This window comes from Mesorhizobium sp. WSM4841 (assembly GCF_055811515.1).
Map to the genome: position 1 here is coordinate 18,928 of NZ_JBVVQC010000030.1, position 13,894 is coordinate 32,821.

General features: G+C 61.6%; 17 protein-coding genes and 3 pseudogenes. 10 read left to right on the forward strand and 10 right to left on the reverse strand.

The genetic code is table 11. The features are described 5' to 3' along the window. Nucleotides 1-43: 43 nt before the first annotated feature. Entirely contained in the window at nucleotides 44-259 is a 216-nt protein-coding gene (locus AC0L14_RS26965) for a hypothetical protein (RefSeq protein WP_473751319.1), read from the reverse strand. 354 nt (nucleotides 260-613) lie between these two features. Here AC0L14_RS26965 and AC0L14_RS26970 point away from each other — a divergent pair. The 6 genes and pseudogenes from AC0L14_RS26970 (at nucleotide 614) to maiA (ending at nucleotide 5,769) form a co-directional block, all read left to right on the forward strand. Beyond that, nucleotides 614-1,658: pseudogene (locus AC0L14_RS26970) on the forward strand (homogentisate 1,2-dioxygenase). Between the two features lie 4 nt (nucleotides 1,659-1,662). Next, on the forward strand, nucleotides 1,663-2,613 hold the full coding sequence (locus AC0L14_RS26975) for an MBL fold metallo-hydrolase (protein WP_473751320.1): 951 nt from the start codon (nucleotides 1,663-1,665) through the stop codon (nucleotides 2,611-2,613). A gap of 30 nt (nucleotides 2,614-2,643) precedes the next feature. After that, nucleotides 2,644-4,251, forward strand: a complete 1,608-nt coding sequence (locus AC0L14_RS26980) for an FAD-dependent oxidoreductase (RefSeq protein WP_473751321.1) — start codon at nucleotides 2,644-2,646, stop codon at nucleotides 4,249-4,251. Nucleotides 4,252-4,266: 15 nt separating this feature from the next. Further along, entirely contained in the window at nucleotides 4,267-4,464 is a 198-nt protein-coding gene (locus tag AC0L14_RS26985; protein ID WP_473751322.1) for a DUF2783 domain-containing protein, read from the forward strand. 74 nt (nucleotides 4,465-4,538) lie between these two features. Further along, nucleotides 4,539-5,081: a VOC family protein gene (locus AC0L14_RS26990; protein ID WP_473751323.1), complete on the forward strand. Its 543-nt coding sequence runs from the start codon at nucleotides 4,539-4,541 to the stop codon at nucleotides 5,079-5,081. 58 nt (nucleotides 5,082-5,139) lie between these two features. After that, a pseudogene (gene maiA, locus AC0L14_RS26995) lies at nucleotides 5,140-5,769 on the forward strand (maleylacetoacetate isomerase). A 74-nt stretch (nucleotides 5,770-5,843) separates the two neighbouring features. Here the strand turns inward: maiA and AC0L14_RS27000 are convergent. The 8 genes from AC0L14_RS27000 to AC0L14_RS27035 form a co-directional block, all read right to left on the reverse strand. Next, nucleotides 5,844-6,218: an SRPBCC family protein gene (locus AC0L14_RS27000; RefSeq protein WP_473751324.1), complete on the reverse strand. Its 375-nt coding sequence runs from the start codon at nucleotides 6,216-6,218 to the stop codon at nucleotides 5,844-5,846. Next, nucleotides 6,218-6,727, reverse strand: a complete 510-nt coding sequence (locus tag AC0L14_RS27005; protein WP_473751325.1) for an SRPBCC family protein — start codon at nucleotides 6,725-6,727, stop codon at nucleotides 6,218-6,220. Before AC0L14_RS27005 ends, AC0L14_RS27000 begins: the two co-directional genes overlap by 1 nt. Beyond that, the gene (locus AC0L14_RS27010) at nucleotides 6,727-7,101 is read right to left on the reverse strand and encodes a Rieske 2Fe-2S domain-containing protein (protein ID WP_473751326.1); all 375 of its coding nucleotides are present in this window, start codon (nucleotides 7,099-7,101) and stop codon (nucleotides 6,727-6,729) included. The genes AC0L14_RS27005 and AC0L14_RS27010 overlap by 1 nt, the downstream gene beginning before the upstream one ends. Nucleotides 7,102-7,130: 29 nt before the next feature. Beyond that, on the reverse strand, nucleotides 7,131-7,625 hold the full coding sequence (locus tag AC0L14_RS27015; RefSeq protein ID WP_473751327.1) for a 2Fe-2S iron-sulfur cluster-binding protein: 495 nt from the start codon (nucleotides 7,623-7,625) through the stop codon (nucleotides 7,131-7,133). Nucleotides 7,626-8,117: 492 nt separating this feature from the next. Beyond that, a complete protein-coding gene (locus AC0L14_RS27020) occupies nucleotides 8,118-8,375 on the reverse strand; it encodes an RES domain-containing protein (protein ID WP_473751328.1) in 258 nt (85 codons plus the stop codon). Beyond that, nucleotides 8,272-8,709, reverse strand: coding sequence for a hypothetical protein (locus tag AC0L14_RS27025; RefSeq protein WP_473751366.1), 438 nt, complete (start codon nucleotides 8,707-8,709; stop codon nucleotides 8,272-8,274). Before AC0L14_RS27025 ends, AC0L14_RS27020 begins: the two co-directional genes overlap by 104 nt. Next, on the reverse strand, nucleotides 8,710-9,336 hold the full coding sequence (locus AC0L14_RS27030; RefSeq protein WP_473751329.1) for an XRE family transcriptional regulator: 627 nt from the start codon (nucleotides 9,334-9,336) through the stop codon (nucleotides 8,710-8,712). It abuts the gene before it with no gap. A gap of 162 nt (nucleotides 9,337-9,498) precedes the next feature. Continuing rightward, nucleotides 9,499-9,702: a helix-turn-helix domain-containing protein gene (locus AC0L14_RS27035; RefSeq protein ID WP_473751330.1), complete on the reverse strand. Its 204-nt coding sequence runs from the start codon at nucleotides 9,700-9,702 to the stop codon at nucleotides 9,499-9,501. Here AC0L14_RS27035 and AC0L14_RS27040 point away from each other — a divergent pair. Next, on the forward strand, nucleotides 9,611-9,985 hold the full coding sequence (locus AC0L14_RS27040; protein ID WP_473751331.1) for a DUF1612 domain-containing protein: 375 nt from the start codon (nucleotides 9,611-9,613) through the stop codon (nucleotides 9,983-9,985). The two genes, AC0L14_RS27035 and AC0L14_RS27040, sit on opposite strands and share 92 nt — an antisense overlap. Beyond that, nucleotides 9,951-10,367: pseudogene (locus AC0L14_RS27045) on the forward strand (tyrosine-type recombinase/integrase); the annotation flags it as partial. The gene AC0L14_RS27040 and the pseudogene AC0L14_RS27045, both read left to right, overlap by 35 nt. A 23-nt stretch (nucleotides 10,368-10,390) precedes the next feature. Here AC0L14_RS27045 and AC0L14_RS27050 read toward each other — a convergent pair. After that, nucleotides 10,391-10,654, reverse strand: coding sequence for a helix-turn-helix domain-containing protein (locus AC0L14_RS27050; protein ID WP_473751332.1), 264 nt, complete (start codon nucleotides 10,652-10,654; stop codon nucleotides 10,391-10,393). Nucleotides 10,655-10,776: 122 nt separating this feature from the next. Here AC0L14_RS27050 and AC0L14_RS27055 point away from each other — a divergent pair, with 122 nt between their 5' ends. Both AC0L14_RS27055 and AC0L14_RS27060 read left to right on the forward strand, forming a co-directional pair. Then, nucleotides 10,777-11,634, forward strand: a complete 858-nt coding sequence (locus AC0L14_RS27055) for a DUF4118 domain-containing protein (protein WP_473751333.1) — start codon at nucleotides 10,777-10,779, stop codon at nucleotides 11,632-11,634. A 327-nt stretch (nucleotides 11,635-11,961) separates the two neighbouring features. Then, the gene (locus tag AC0L14_RS27060; RefSeq protein ID WP_473751334.1) at nucleotides 11,962-13,884 is read left to right on the forward strand and encodes a potassium transporter Kup; all 1,923 of its coding nucleotides are present in this window, start codon (nucleotides 11,962-11,964) and stop codon (nucleotides 13,882-13,884) included. The last annotated feature ends 10 nt before the right edge of the window (nucleotides 13,885-13,894 follow it).

Genomic DNA, 13,894 nt, shown 5'->3' on the forward strand with positions numbered 1-13,894 from the left:
TTTCCTACCGTGCACAGCCCGATATCGGGCCAGCCCACAGCAGTCAGCGCAACAGGAAGTAAGCGGCCACTATCCCGACGACGTAAGCGGAATGCAGCACCAGCGGTAGCGGTGCTGGGGCGATCTGGGCTTGGTTGGTCTCGACTGCTTGTCGCTTTGCAGTTAATGATGAGAATGGCTTGTCAACGATTTTCAGTGCGTTAGCTAATACGCCTAATTTAAGAATGTGCACTTTAATTTGATAATCGAGCCCGGCCATTGGCATTTAATGTGAGAATCAACGTTAACACCTTATCGGCCTCGTATTTCTCGCGGACGGCTTATGGAATTCAATGGATGCACGCCTTTCGGCCAATACGATTGCATCTAATTTGAGAATCCGAACTCCCATTTCTCAAATTAGATGCCAATCCTGGTCGAAAGGACTGCATTCTCACAGTTAACTGCCAAGCGACAGCAGAAAATCCTCCAGCGAAAGTACGTCCTGCCGATCCGCCCCTTCCGGCCTTGATAGTTACATTTTCGATAGTTACAGACGCAACAACTTGGATCGTCAAGCCTGTCTGCGGGCGGCGATCTGTCGAAACCTGAACGGGAGGTTCACATGAACGAGATGACTATTCCCGTAGGCCGTGGGCTCGCGCTCGGCAAGGCTCCCTCGGCCTTCTCTTATATGCCGGGCTTCGGCAACGACTTTGAGACCGAGACCCTGCCGGGCTCGCTGCCGCAGGGCATGAACTCGCCGCAGCTGCCGGCCTACGGACTTTATGCCGAGCAGCTTTCCGGCTCGCCCTTCACCGCGCCGCGCGGCACCAACGAGCGCTCCTGGCTCTACCGCATCCGCCCCAGCGTCAAGCATCACCATCGTTTTTCTTCGTTCGAGCTTCCGCTGTGGAAGTCCCGCGCCCAATCAGGGCGACCACGAGTTGCCGCTCGGACAACTCCGCTGGAATCCGACGCCGATGCCGGACGAGCCCACCGATTTCATCCACGGCATCCGCACCGTGACGACGGCTGGCGACGTCTTCGGTCAGGCCGGCATGGCCGCGCATGTCTATGTCGCCAATGCCGACATGGTGGACGACCATTTCTTCAACGCCGATGGCGAGCTGTTGGTGGTGCCGCAGGTGGGCGGCTTGTGCACCCGCACGAGGATGGGTGTGATCGAGATCCGGCCCGGCGAGATCTGCGTGCTGCCGCGCGGGCTCACTTTCAAGGTCGAGCTCATCGACGGCAAAGCCCGCGGGTATGTCTGCGAGAATTACGGCGCCAAGTTCACCCTGCCCGACCGCGGCCCGATCGGCGCCAACTGCCTCGCCAACCCGCGCGCCAACGCCGGCATCGACATGACCTTCGATTTTCCTACGCTGATCGCCCACGCGGCGAAAACACGGCCGCTCGCCGCCGGCACAATCATCGGCTCGGGCACGGTATCGAACAAGCTCGGCGATGGGCCGGGCAAACCTGTCTCTGAAGGCGGCGTCGGCTATTCCTGCATCGCCGAGATCCGCATGATCGAGACTATCCAGCAGGGTGCGGCAAAGACACCTTTCATGCGTTTCGGCGACACGGTCCGCATCGAGATGAGAGACAAGGCCGGCCACTCGATCTTCGGCGCGATTGAGCAGACGGTGACGCAACACAAGAAGGAAGCCTGAGACCATGGCCAAGCAATTCGCATCTGTCGGCGATATGGCAGAGAAAAAGATCTCCTTCACCGAGATCGGCCGCGACTTGTGGGCCTTCACCGCCGAGGGAGACCCGAACACTGGTGTCATCATCGGCGACGAATCGGTGATGGTGATCGACGCTCAGGTCACGCCCCGACTGGCCGGCAAGGTGATCGAGAAGGTCAGGACCGTCACCGACAAGCCGATCAACTATGTCGTGCTGACGCACTATCACGCTGTGCGGGTTCTCGGCGCTTCGGCCTATGGCGCGCAGCAGACGATCATGTCGGAGAAGGCGCGCGCCATGGTCGCCGAGCGCGGGCAGGAGGACTGGGACTCCGAGTTCGGCCGGTTTCCGCGCCTCTTCCAGGGCCACGAGTCGATCCCCGGCCTGACCTGGCCGACGCTGACCTTCACCGACCGGTTGACGCTCTATCTCGGCAAGCGGCGGGTGGACCTTGAATTCGTTGGCCGCGCGCATACGGCAGGCGACATCGTCGCCTTCGTGCCCGACGCCAACGTCATGTTCACCGGCGACATCGTCGAGTACCATTCGGCCTGCTATTGCGGCGACGGCCATTTTGCCGACTGGCCGCGCACGCTGGAGGCGATCCGGTCGTTTGACCTCGACGCGATCGCGCCGGGACGCGGCGACGCGCTGGTTGGCGCGGAGAAGGTCAATGCCGCGCTCGACAACACTGCCGATTTCGTCAGCTCCACCTACCGGCCGGTGGCGCGGGTGGCGCAGGGCGGTGGCTCGCTGAAGGAGGCGTGGGACGCGGCGCGCGCGGCGTGCGATCCGAAATTCGCATCCTACGCTATCTACGAGCACTGCCTGCCCTTCAACATCGCCCGCGCCTACGACGAGGCGCTCGGCATCGACATGCCGCGCATCTGGACCGCAGAGCGCGACCGACAGATGTGGGCGGAACTTCAGGGCTAGCAGTCCGGACGCGACCCGGCGGGAGGACACATGGCAAAGATCTTCGAGACGCCGCTTTATCCCTACAGGCGCTCCCCTGATCAGGACGTAATCGCGCCAGTGCGCCGTCCGGTTGTTGTGGTAGGCGCCGGGCCGGTCGGTCTGGTCTGCGCCATCGATCTCGCTCGCCAGGACATTCCCGTGGTGGTGCTGGATGAGAACGACAAGGTCAGCGTCGGCTCGCGCGCGATCTGCTTCGCCAAGCGGCCGCTGGAGATCCTGGACCGGCTGGGCTGCGGCGAGCCGATGGTGGAGAAGGGCATCGTCTGGAACGTCGGCAAGGTGTTCTTCGGGAACCGCCGGGTCTACGAGTTCAACCTGCTGCCGGAGGCCGGCCACAGGCGGCCGGCCTTCATCAACCTGCAGCAGTACCATTTCGAAAAATTCCTCGTCGACCGCGTGTGCGAACTGGAGGCGAAAGGCAGGCCGATCGAAATCCGCGGCAACAACAAGGTCACGGCGGTCGAACAGGATCGCGACGGGGTGATGCTCTCCATCGACACGCCGGAAGGCCCTTACCGCCTGCGTGCCGACTGGCTGGTCGCCTGCGACGGCGGCAACTCGCCGATCCGCGCGATGAGGGGGCTCGACTTCATCGGCCGCGTGTTCGAGGACAATTTCCTCATTGCCGACGTGGTCATGGACGCCGAGTTTCCGACCGAGCGCTGGTTCTGGTTCGACCCGCCCTTCAACCGCAGCCAATCGGCGTTATTGCATAAGCAGCCCGACGGCGTCTGGCGCATCGACCTCCAGCTCGGTTGGAACATCGAGAAGGAGCGGGAAAAGCAGCCGGAGAACGTCATCCCGCGGCTCAAGGCAATGCTGGGCGAGGACGCCAAATTCACACTCGAATGGGTGTCGATCTACACCTTCCAGTGCCGGCGCATGGAGAGTTTCCGCCACGGCCGGGTGCTGTTCGCGGGCGACTCGGCGCATCAGGTCTCGCCGTTCGGCGCGCGCGGCGCCAATTCCGGCCTGCAGGATGCCGACAACCTGGTGTGGAAGCTGAAGCTTGTGATGGACGGCAGGGCGCCCGAAAGCCTGCTCGACAGCTACGATACCGAGCGTATCCATGGCGCCGACGAGAACATCCTCAACTCCAGCCGGTCGACTGACTTCATCACGCCGAAGTCGGAGATGAGCCGGATTTTTCGCGATGCCGTGCTCGATCTGTCCGAGCACTTCGCCTTCGCGCGGCCGCTGGTCAATTCCGGGCGCCTGTCGGTGCCGTGCACCTATGACGGCTCGCCGCTCAACGGCCCTGACGCGCAGGGGCTGCCGCCGCGCACCCGGCCCGGCTCGCCGGCCGTCGATGCGCCGATAAAGGGCGGCTGGCTGCTCGACCGGCTGGGCGACCGCTTCCAGCTTCTCACCATTGAAGCCGAGGCGCCCGATCTGATCGAAAGCGGCGGCATTGCGGCCGAGCGGCTGGCCCTGTCGGCTGCGGACGATCCGACCGACGCGCTGCGAGAGCGCTATCTCGGCGATGCGGGTTCGGCGGTCTATCTGTTGCGCCCCGACCAGCACGTCGCCGCGCGCTGGACCGCGTTCGACCGCGCGGAGGTCGAAGCCGCGCTTGCGAAGGCCACGGGACGCTGACGGGAGAAACCGGCGATGACGACACTCAATACGGCTCCGAACATTCCGCAGCCGGACGATTTCTACGCCGAGCTGCTGGCTCTGCACGACGGGCGAAGCAAGGCCGAAAGTGACGCCATCAATGTGCGGCTGGTTCTGCTTCTGGCCAACCATATCGGCGACGGCCGGGTGTTGAGTGATGCGCTTAGGGCGGCGGCGGACCCACAGCAATAGGAATGATGACAAGGGAGGACGCAGCTCCGGGTGGAAGTGTCCGGAGCCAGGGCCAAGGCAGAGGAGCCATTCCAATGAAGATCGAGAGAATTCACCACGTCGCCTATCGCTGTAAGAACGCGAAAGAGACCGTCAACTGGTATGTCAACAACCTCAACATGGACTTTGTGCTCGCCATCGCCGAAGATCAGGTGCCGTCGACCCACGAGCACGACCCCTACATGCACGTCTTCCTCAACGCGGGCGACGGTAACGTGCTCGCCTTCTTCGAGTTGCCGACCAAGCCGGAGATGGGCCGCGACCCGAACACGCCGAAATGGGTCCAGCACATCGCCTTCAAGGTCAAGGATCGCGACACGCTCTTGGCCTTCAAGGACAAGCTGGAGAAGAACGGGATCGATGTGCTGGGCGTCACCGACCATTCCATTTTCCATTCCATCTACTTCTTCGACCCCAACGGCCACCGGATCGAGCTGGCCTGCCCGGATCCGAAGGAAGAGGCGATGATCGAGCGGCTCGAAGCGGTGAAGTGGGAGATGCTGGAGGAATGGTCGAAAACCAAGCGCGCCCCGAAGCATGCCGAATGGCTGCATGCCAAGGAACTGTCCAAGGCATGAACCCCGACGGCCGGCCGCCATCTGAAAGGGGCGCCACACCGCGGGATCGGACCCCGCGATGAGCAAGCCTGTCCTCTACGACTACTGGCGCTCGTCGGCGAGCTATCGGGTGCGCATCGCGATGAACCTGCTCGGCATCTCCTGCGAGACGGTATCCGTGAACCTTCTGGAGAAGGAGCACAAGACGCCGCAGCATCTCGCCCGCAACCCGCAGGGACTAGTGCCGGTGCTGGAGATCGACGGGCTGAGGCTGACCCAGTCGCTCGCTATCATTGAATATCTGGACGAGACACGCCCGGGCTCCGGCCTGTTGCCGCCGGACCCAGCCGGGCGCGCGCGTGTACGGGCGCTGGCACAGGCGATCGCTGCCGACTCCATCCGGTCTGCAACCTTGGCCCTGTCAGCCATGTGATGGCCCTGACAAAGGGGGGCGAAGAGGTACGCGTCGCGTGGATGCGGAAGTTCATCGGCGAGGGGCTGGCCGCGTTTGAGACGCTCCTCGAGAGTCCCGCGACAAGGCCTCTTCTGCCACGGCGACCGACCGACCATGGCCGATCTGTGCCTGGTGCCGCAGCTCTATAACGCCCATCGCTGGAATGCGGACATAGGCGCATTGCAGCGCGTCAACGCGATCGCACAGCGTTGTGCGAAACTTCCGGCGTTCGAGGCCGCCGCTCCCCGAAACTGACCGAACCAAAGCGCACTCTGGCAGACCGTCGGCAGCGGGTCGAACCGGATTCGTTCCGCTGTGGCGACGCCCTGTCAGGCGGCGCTTTGTTCCAAACGCTGCTCGCGCATGCCCATGTACCAGTCTGCGAATTCCGAGATGCGCTTTTCCTGGGTGGAGTATCGGCCAGGCCTGTAAGCGGAGGAATTGACGCCCTTCTGGTTGTTCTCGGTGATTGTCTTGTCTTCCCGCAGCGTCGTGTCCCACACGCGCATGAGCCCTTCCGGCCTGAAGTCGGTGCCCTCGCGTGCATCGCCGCGGACGATCCAGATCGCCTCGACATCCGTCGATTGCGGACCGCGCGGTGTGAAGCGGAACATGACGGCATGGTCATTGTTGACCAGGATCGTGCTCACGGGATTGAAGACGCATCCGGTCTGCCCCCCGTCGAACTCGCCATAGGCAGTCATCAGCGGTGCGACGGGGTTACCGTCGACGCTTTCCGTCCTTGCGTCGTCCGAAATTGGCAGGCGGTTGCCCACCTGAAGAACGGAGTCTCCGGTCCGTCCGCGAACATCCCGGTCGGATAGCCGAGCGAGGCCGATCTGGCCTCCCAGGCCATCAGCTTTTTCTCATATTCCTGGACAGCCACGTCGTCGCCCGATCCGGCGCCCGCGCCGAAGGCGAGCATCTTCATCCTATCGTGAACCGAGCAATAGGTCGGGTGTGCGGTGTTGCAGTGGTAGCACTCGAAGAAGTTCTCGACGACCAGCTCCCACTTCGCCCGTGTCGGATAGAGCTTGCGCGCACCGACCTTGCCGGCCGCCACGCCTTGACCGCGCACCAACTCGTGGAAGGGCGCCACGATCTCCTCGAAGGAGGGTGGCGCGGCCGCCGCGTTCAGGAAGATAAGGCCCTCGAATACGCCGACATTGACCGGCTCAAGCGAGACCTTCGTGCTGTCGAAACCCTCAGGCATCAGTTGCGCCGCCCGCACCCTGCCATCGAGATCGTAGCTCCAGGCGTGATAGGGCAGGTGAGGATGCGCTTGCTGCCTTCCGGCTCCAGACAGATCCGCGAGCCGCGGTGGCGGCAGACATTGTGGAAGGCGTTTACGGCGCCGGAGCGTGAGCGAAGGACGATGATACTCTCATCCCCGATCTCGAACAGGAAGTAATCTCCCGAGCTCGGGATGCGGCTTTCGTGATCGACTAAAAGCCACTGGCCATCCAGCAACATCTGCACGTCGGAGCGGAATATGCCCTCGCTCTGGTACAGGGCCTGGGGCAGGCAATGGCCCGGCGTCCAGTCGCTCGTTGCCTGCGGCTCGTCGCTTCTGATTGTGATCGTCATCGTGCTGCTCCCATTCAGGTTCCGTGGTTCTAGAGATCAAGGACAAGTTTCGCTGTCTTGGCCCGCGACACGCAGGGGCAGATGTCCTGCCCGGCTTCCCTTTCCTCGTCGGTCAGGAAGGAATCGCGGTGATCGGGAACGCCGGAAAGGACGCCGGTGACGCACGAGCCAGATACGCCCTCCTGGCAGGAGGAGGATATGCGGACTCCCGCTGCGACGAGAACGGACAGAAGCGACCGGTCAGCAGGCACGTCGAGCGTCTTTCCGCTGCGGGCGAGCTTCACGGCAAAGGCTCGGCAGGTCCGATCGGTCGCAATGTCTCTGGGACTGAACCGTTCGAGATGAACGACGTGCGTGCCGAGCTTGGGCACGGCGAGCCTGACGGTCACATCCATCAGCGGCTCGGGACCGCACACATAGATATGGGTTTGTGCAGGGACGTCGCCTGCAAGGAGTTCGCCGAGCTTGCACGCAGTCGCCGCCGGGTCAAGGCCGACATGGCGGGTCGCGCATCCGGTCTTCATCAGCTCATCCAGGAGATTCTTGAACGGCGGCCGGCCGAGAACGAAATTGTTGCGCGGCGGCGAAATCGTGATGGTGTCGCGGCAAGCTTTCGGCTCATAGCAATGATCGGCGTGATGCCGATTCGCTCGCCAAGACCGAGCACGAGGCCGTTCGCAACGCCGCCGGCTTGTTCGAGATCTTCGGTCAGTTCCTTGTGGAGGTCGCGGGCAAGGAGGCGGGACGGTTCCTGAACGAGACGCCGTCGGTGAAGAGGTTCGCCGTTAGGAAGCACTAGATTAGCCTATGACGATCGGGCGCACGCCTACCCACTTGACAACTAGCTTGCACGCCGTGTCCCAGACTGTTCGGCGGATCGTCCGCTTCTTAACCGCGGCTAGCGGGAGCGGTACTTCGGCTGCCGGCACCAAACGCGACGTCCGAGTGGTGGCTTGGGGATGTCGGTAGTTGGCCGCTATGACGACCTTCGCTGGCGATACGAATACAGCCAGGTCTCACACCAATCCCACCCGGAAATCATCGAGAACCTGCCCCAACCCTGGCGCGCCGAGAAGCGTCATAACGCGTTTCGGCTGAAGCTTTGCAATCGAACGATCGTATATAGCGAGATTGGTCGCACCGTTGAGGCGCGATGGATAAATGATCCCGTCAGGCTGGGCTGGGTGCTCGTGAAACGCCACCGACCATCGGCGAGCCAAGTTCTGGCGCCGCGCCCGAAACGACATCCGTTGGCACGCCCATCCTGACGGCATTGTCGTCCCTGAGGTCGACAAGGCGAAGGTCCGCAGTGGTCGCGATCTCCGCATAGCGCCGTTGTGTCAGCTCCAGCTCATCTATCGGAAGGTCGTCGACCAGTCCTTCGCGGCCGAGGAAACACACCCTGAGGGAATCCCCAAGGTAAAGAACGCCAAAACGATTGGTAGCAGCACGACGCCGAGGATCGCTAAAGCGGCTCGGCGACTTCCCGTAGCCTAGCGGATCGGGATAGGTGCTCCAGTAGATCCGTGCGAATGTCTGCCCCGACGGTATGGTTTCGATTTCGAGCTTTGCGCGCCCGAAATCGGATGGAGGTGGAACGCCAGGCATTCAGTCGAAGTCGCCTCTGGCCATACCTTCCGCAACGGCCAACACCGAAGCGTCATCGCCTTGCTGAAGCGCACGAAGACCCGTCCGCCCATCGAGCGCGCCATGAGGTGACACCAAAAACCGGTAGACAGCCCAGGCATTGTTGCCCAACGTCGCGTGGAGCGCCGGCAATGCACCGAACGGCCGGCCATCCTTGTCGAGCTGCCATACGGGAAAGCGGAAGCCGCGCTTGGGACCATCGATCCCGAGCACCTGCCCGCTCTGCCGCTTGGCGTTGACCGTCACCCGCGACGTGCCGATCAGCTTGGAAAAGGCATCCGCACTCAGCATGTCGTCGCCGGCGACAATTTCGGCGACACGCTTGCGGCCGCGCTCACGCGCCGCGGTAAGAGCCGCCTCAAGCTCGGCGTCAGGCTTGCCCATGTCCTCGACGGGAAACGCTTCATCCGAAGCAACAGTCTGTTCCTCGACCGGGGTAATTGTCTGGGCACCGGCCGCCGGGTCGACTTCCACCCGGAACGAGACCCGATGGCCGATCTTGCGGCTGCGTGCGATTGCTTCCTGATAACGTTCGAGCAGCACCTTCTTGAAGTCCGACTGCGAAGGCAGCTTCGTGGTGAACGCCATTGTCGTGACTCCCGCATGGGACGGGGTCACGCTGTGATTGCTGCGCTTTGGAGCGGCCATGATGACAACCTCCTGCTTCCACCAATGTGGCCACTAAATGCAAGTTCGTCAAGTTCGATAATTTCGTAAAGTCGGCGGATCCTTACGGCGACGGACTGCCGATCACACGATGCCCCACGCGCGAAATCTTCCCCTCCCCGTCATCTCGCGAAGGCCGAGCTCGCCGATAAGATTGAGCGCGCCCTGCTTGGAGACTTTTAGCACCTCTTGGATCATGCCGGTCGATACGATCGGCCGGGAGAGTACGAATTCGACCAGGTCGGCCAGTTTCGAGCTGGTGCGCCGTTGTTTGAGCCGACGTTCCATCTGGCTTTTCGCCATCGCCGCCGCGGCCGGTCAGGGTCAAAAAACCGTCGCGGCCGAGCGCCCAGTTTGGCTTCTGCGAAAAAATGCGCCGGCGGGTTCGCAGCACCGCGTGCGCCCGGGTGAGCTCGTGGGTTGGGGTGCGGATGTGCTGGTGGCCGCACTACTGCGGCAGGAAGGCCTTGCCGCCCGCCATCTCGCCTGCCTGCATCTCGGCGCGAAAAACATTCCGCGCGAGCGGCGGCGAAAAACTCCCGTGCCTGTCGATCCGGCTCGGCCGGACTAAGACGACACAGGCCGACAGCGACGCCTTCGTGCTGCTCGTCGGCCGGCCGGTGCTGGCGCTCAAGGAATGGCTGTCTCGGGCCGGGATCACCGAGGGCGCCATTTTTCGGGGCATCGACCGCTGGGGCAATCTCAAAAAACGCGCGCTGACGCCACAGGCGGTCAACCTGATTCTGAAACGCCGCCTCGCCGATGCGGGGCTCGATCCGAAAAGTTTCTCCGCCCACGGCCTGCGCTCCGGCTATCTCACCGAGACCGCCCGCCGCGGCATTCCGCTGCCCGAAGCCATGCAGCAGTCGCAGCATCGCTCGGTCCAGCAGGCGTCGAACTACTACAATGACGCCGAGCGCACGCTCGGACGGGCAGCGCGGCTAATCACGTAGGACGAAGCTGATTGATGTACCTTTCAGTGAGACGCTGCAGGTGAAGCGTGCGTTTCGCCGATCTCACGATTCCCAGATAGGGCACGCAATACGGGTTCCGGCTTCCGCCCCATGATGCGAAGCAGCGTGCGCGCAGCGCCACCGGGCTGCCTCTTCCCCTGCTCCCACTTCTTGTAGCCGGACGGACTGGTCCCGAGCACGGTCGCCATTTGGTCCTGTACAAGGTCCAGCTTCTTGCGGATCGCCTTCGCATCAACTGTGCGGATATCAGCCGCATGCACCTGCATGCCAATCCGCCGGCTCTTCCCCTATGGAATCTTTATATATTGGGGCTCACACACGAATGGAACCTTTATGCGTATCGACCTACGTCTGCGTCATGCAGCGACCGCGGCAGGGAGTTGAACGAATGGCCGATGTCAAATCGAAGCTGCAACGGGACATCTTACTGTTGCAGGATTCAGAGCCGCCTTTGGGCTTAGCATCATTTGAGGCTCCCGCTTCAGTGCGCTACCTTGCTTCGGTTGCAATGACCGCCATCGCCGCCGCCTTGGCTGTCGGTATCGACAGCAGCGTGACGATCCCGAACCTTTCCCTCATATTCGTGGTGCCGGTGACCATAGCGGCCGTTGGCCTAGGCTTAGGCCCCTCCCTCTGTGCGGCGATACTTGGTGCTCTCGCCTACAATTTCTTCCTGACCGAGCCTCGCTACACACTGATCGTCGATGACCCGGCAAACGTCTGGGCGATTGGACTGCTTTTTGTCATCGGACTTATCGTTAGTGGCGTGGCTTTTACCTCCCGGCGCCGCGCTGCTGAAGCGGCACTCCTGAAGAGGCAGGCAACATTGCTGCAAGGCTACAGTCGCGACGTCGCAGGGATCGACAATGCAAAGGCGATCGTCTCCATCACCTGCCAAACTCTTGCAGCGCTTTTTCAAGTTCCTGTCGTCGTCATTCTCGTTTTGGATGGCAAAGTAGTTTCCGTCGAGAAAGTCGGCGACGTAGAGCCCCAGGAGGCCGAAATCGAGGCGGCGCGATCGTCATTGGCAACGGGACTTGTCGTGAGCGCCGGAGTCTACCCGGCCGTGACCTCGCGCTTTGACTTTTGGCCCGTAACGACAACAGCAGGGGGCCCGCGTGCCGCCATTGGGCTTGCATTCGACCCCGATGAACGGCCTTCGGCGCCTTCCATGCTGGTCGATATCGTGGGCCGCTTCTTGGCCCTGGCCCTTGATCGTCAATATTTCCGGCATGCTCGACTGTAAATAAACCCAGGAAGGCCGACAGCCAGCAAACTACCGCAAATCTACCGACAGTGTGTTGAAGAAGTCGGTTGCACTGCAAGGGATAGACTTTGAAGTAGAATCTCATTCCTTACTGAGAACCACTCAGGAATTAGGATTCGCGATTGAGGTACTTGTGGAACGCAACGTTATAGAAGCACATACTAATCTGCAACTGGACTTTCACCCAGTGGGGATTTGAGCGTCGACACCAGCGAGGTATCTCGCGTTCACCACTTCGACAACGAAACGTTTGCTTTGCGATGCAAGGGGATTATCCGACCCCGCCCTATCCGAAGGAGTAAGTTCATGGACAATGCCGATGTAGGCAACGGCGGGGATGCAACAGCACAGCCCGCGTCGCCTGACGTCCACTCCCAGCAGAGCCTGCGAATACTGATTCTGGGCGCTCTCGGCGTAGTTTATGGCGACATTGGAACAAGTCCTCTCTATGCATTCCGCGAGGCCCTGTTGGTAGCTGCATCGGACGGCTCGGCGACGCGTGAGGACGTGCTTGGCATTCTTTCGCTTATCATTTGGGCGCTGGCTCTCATCGTCACGGTGAAATATGTCAGGTTTGTTCTTCGGGCGGACAACAAGGGCGAGGGCGGCACGCTCTCCCTGATGTCCCTGGCAGGCAGCAGCTTTCCGGCGCGCTCAGCTGCCATTTTGGTCTTGGGCGTCCTTGGCGCGGCGTTATTTACGGGCGATTCGATGATCACGCCAGCGATCTCGGTGCTGGCTGCAGTGGAGGGTCTTGAGACCGTTACGCCAGCCCTTGAGCCTTACGTGTTGCCAATCACACTTGTTATTCTCGCGGGGCTCTTCTCCGTCCAACGATTCGGGACCGGCGCCATTGGAGGCGTTTTCGGGCCTATTACATTCGCATGGTTTGTCGCGCTAGGGGTTTCCGGAGTAAGCCACATCGTCACCAATCCCGGGGTGTTGTGGGCCGTCAATCCCTATTACGCTGTCCAATATCTCGCGACCAATCCAGCACTTGCGCTGGGTACAATCGGTGCTGTTTTCCTGGCTGTGACCGGCGCAGAGGCGCTTTACGTCGATCTCGGCCACTTTGGCCGCAGACCGATTGTGGTGGCTTGGCTGTGGATCGTGTTTCCGTGCCTTCTGCTCAACTACATTGGGCAGGGCGCCTTTGTTTTGACCCGCACTGAGCTGCCGGAGAATGTTTTCTTCGACATGCAGCCTCGCTGGGCGCTGGTGCCGATGGTCGCCTTGGCCACCGCCGCTACGATCATCGCCAGTCAGGCTGTCATTTCCGGGGCATTTTCGCTGGTACGCCAAGCTGTCCAGCTGAATCTTCTGCCGCGATTCAGCATCCTGCACACATCCGAGATGCAAGAGGGTCAAATCTATCTTCCGAGGGTCAATTGGTTGCTCGGCATTGGCGTCATGATGTTGGTGCTCGGGTTCCAGAAGTCGGGCAATCTCGCCTCAGCCTACGGCATCTCTGTCACTGGCCAGATGGTGGTCACCGACCTGCTTCTCTTCATTGTTATGCGCCGAATCTGGAACTGGTCTCTCACTGGTGCCCTTACGGCGTCGGCACTCTTCCTGATCGTGGACTTGGTATTCCTCGGCTCGAACATCATTAAGGTGATCGAAGGAGGCTGGGTTACGCTAACCATTGCGCTGGTAATGTGCCTCATTATCTGGACTTGGATGCGCGGCGCCCGCTATCTGTTCGACAAGACGCGCAGGAACGAGATCCCGCTCGAGTTCCTCGCCGGCAATCTGCTGAAGAAGAAACCGCAGCTGGTGTCCGGTACGGCCGTGTTCCTGACCAGCGATCCCGTCAGCGCTCCGACCGCGCTGATGCACAGCCTGAAGCACTACAAGGTGCTGCACGAACAGAACGTCATCCTCTCGGTGGTGACGGCGCCGCAGCCCGTGGTGCCCGACAGCGAGCGGGTCAAGATGGAGACGGTCAACGAGCTGTTCATGCGGGTGACGCTGACCTTCGGCTACATGGAGCAGCCAAACATCCCGCGTGCGCTGGCGATCTGCCGCAAGCAAGGCTGGAAGTTCGACATCATGACGACCTCGTTCTTCCTGTCGCGGCGTTCGCTCAAGGCGTCGCCCAACTCCGGCATGCCGGTGTGGCAGGACAAGCTGTTCATCGGGCTGGCGCGCACGGCGGCGGATGCGACGGAGTATTTCCAGATCCCGACCGGACGTGTTGTCGAGATCGGAACGCAGGTGGCGATCTGATCCGACTGAG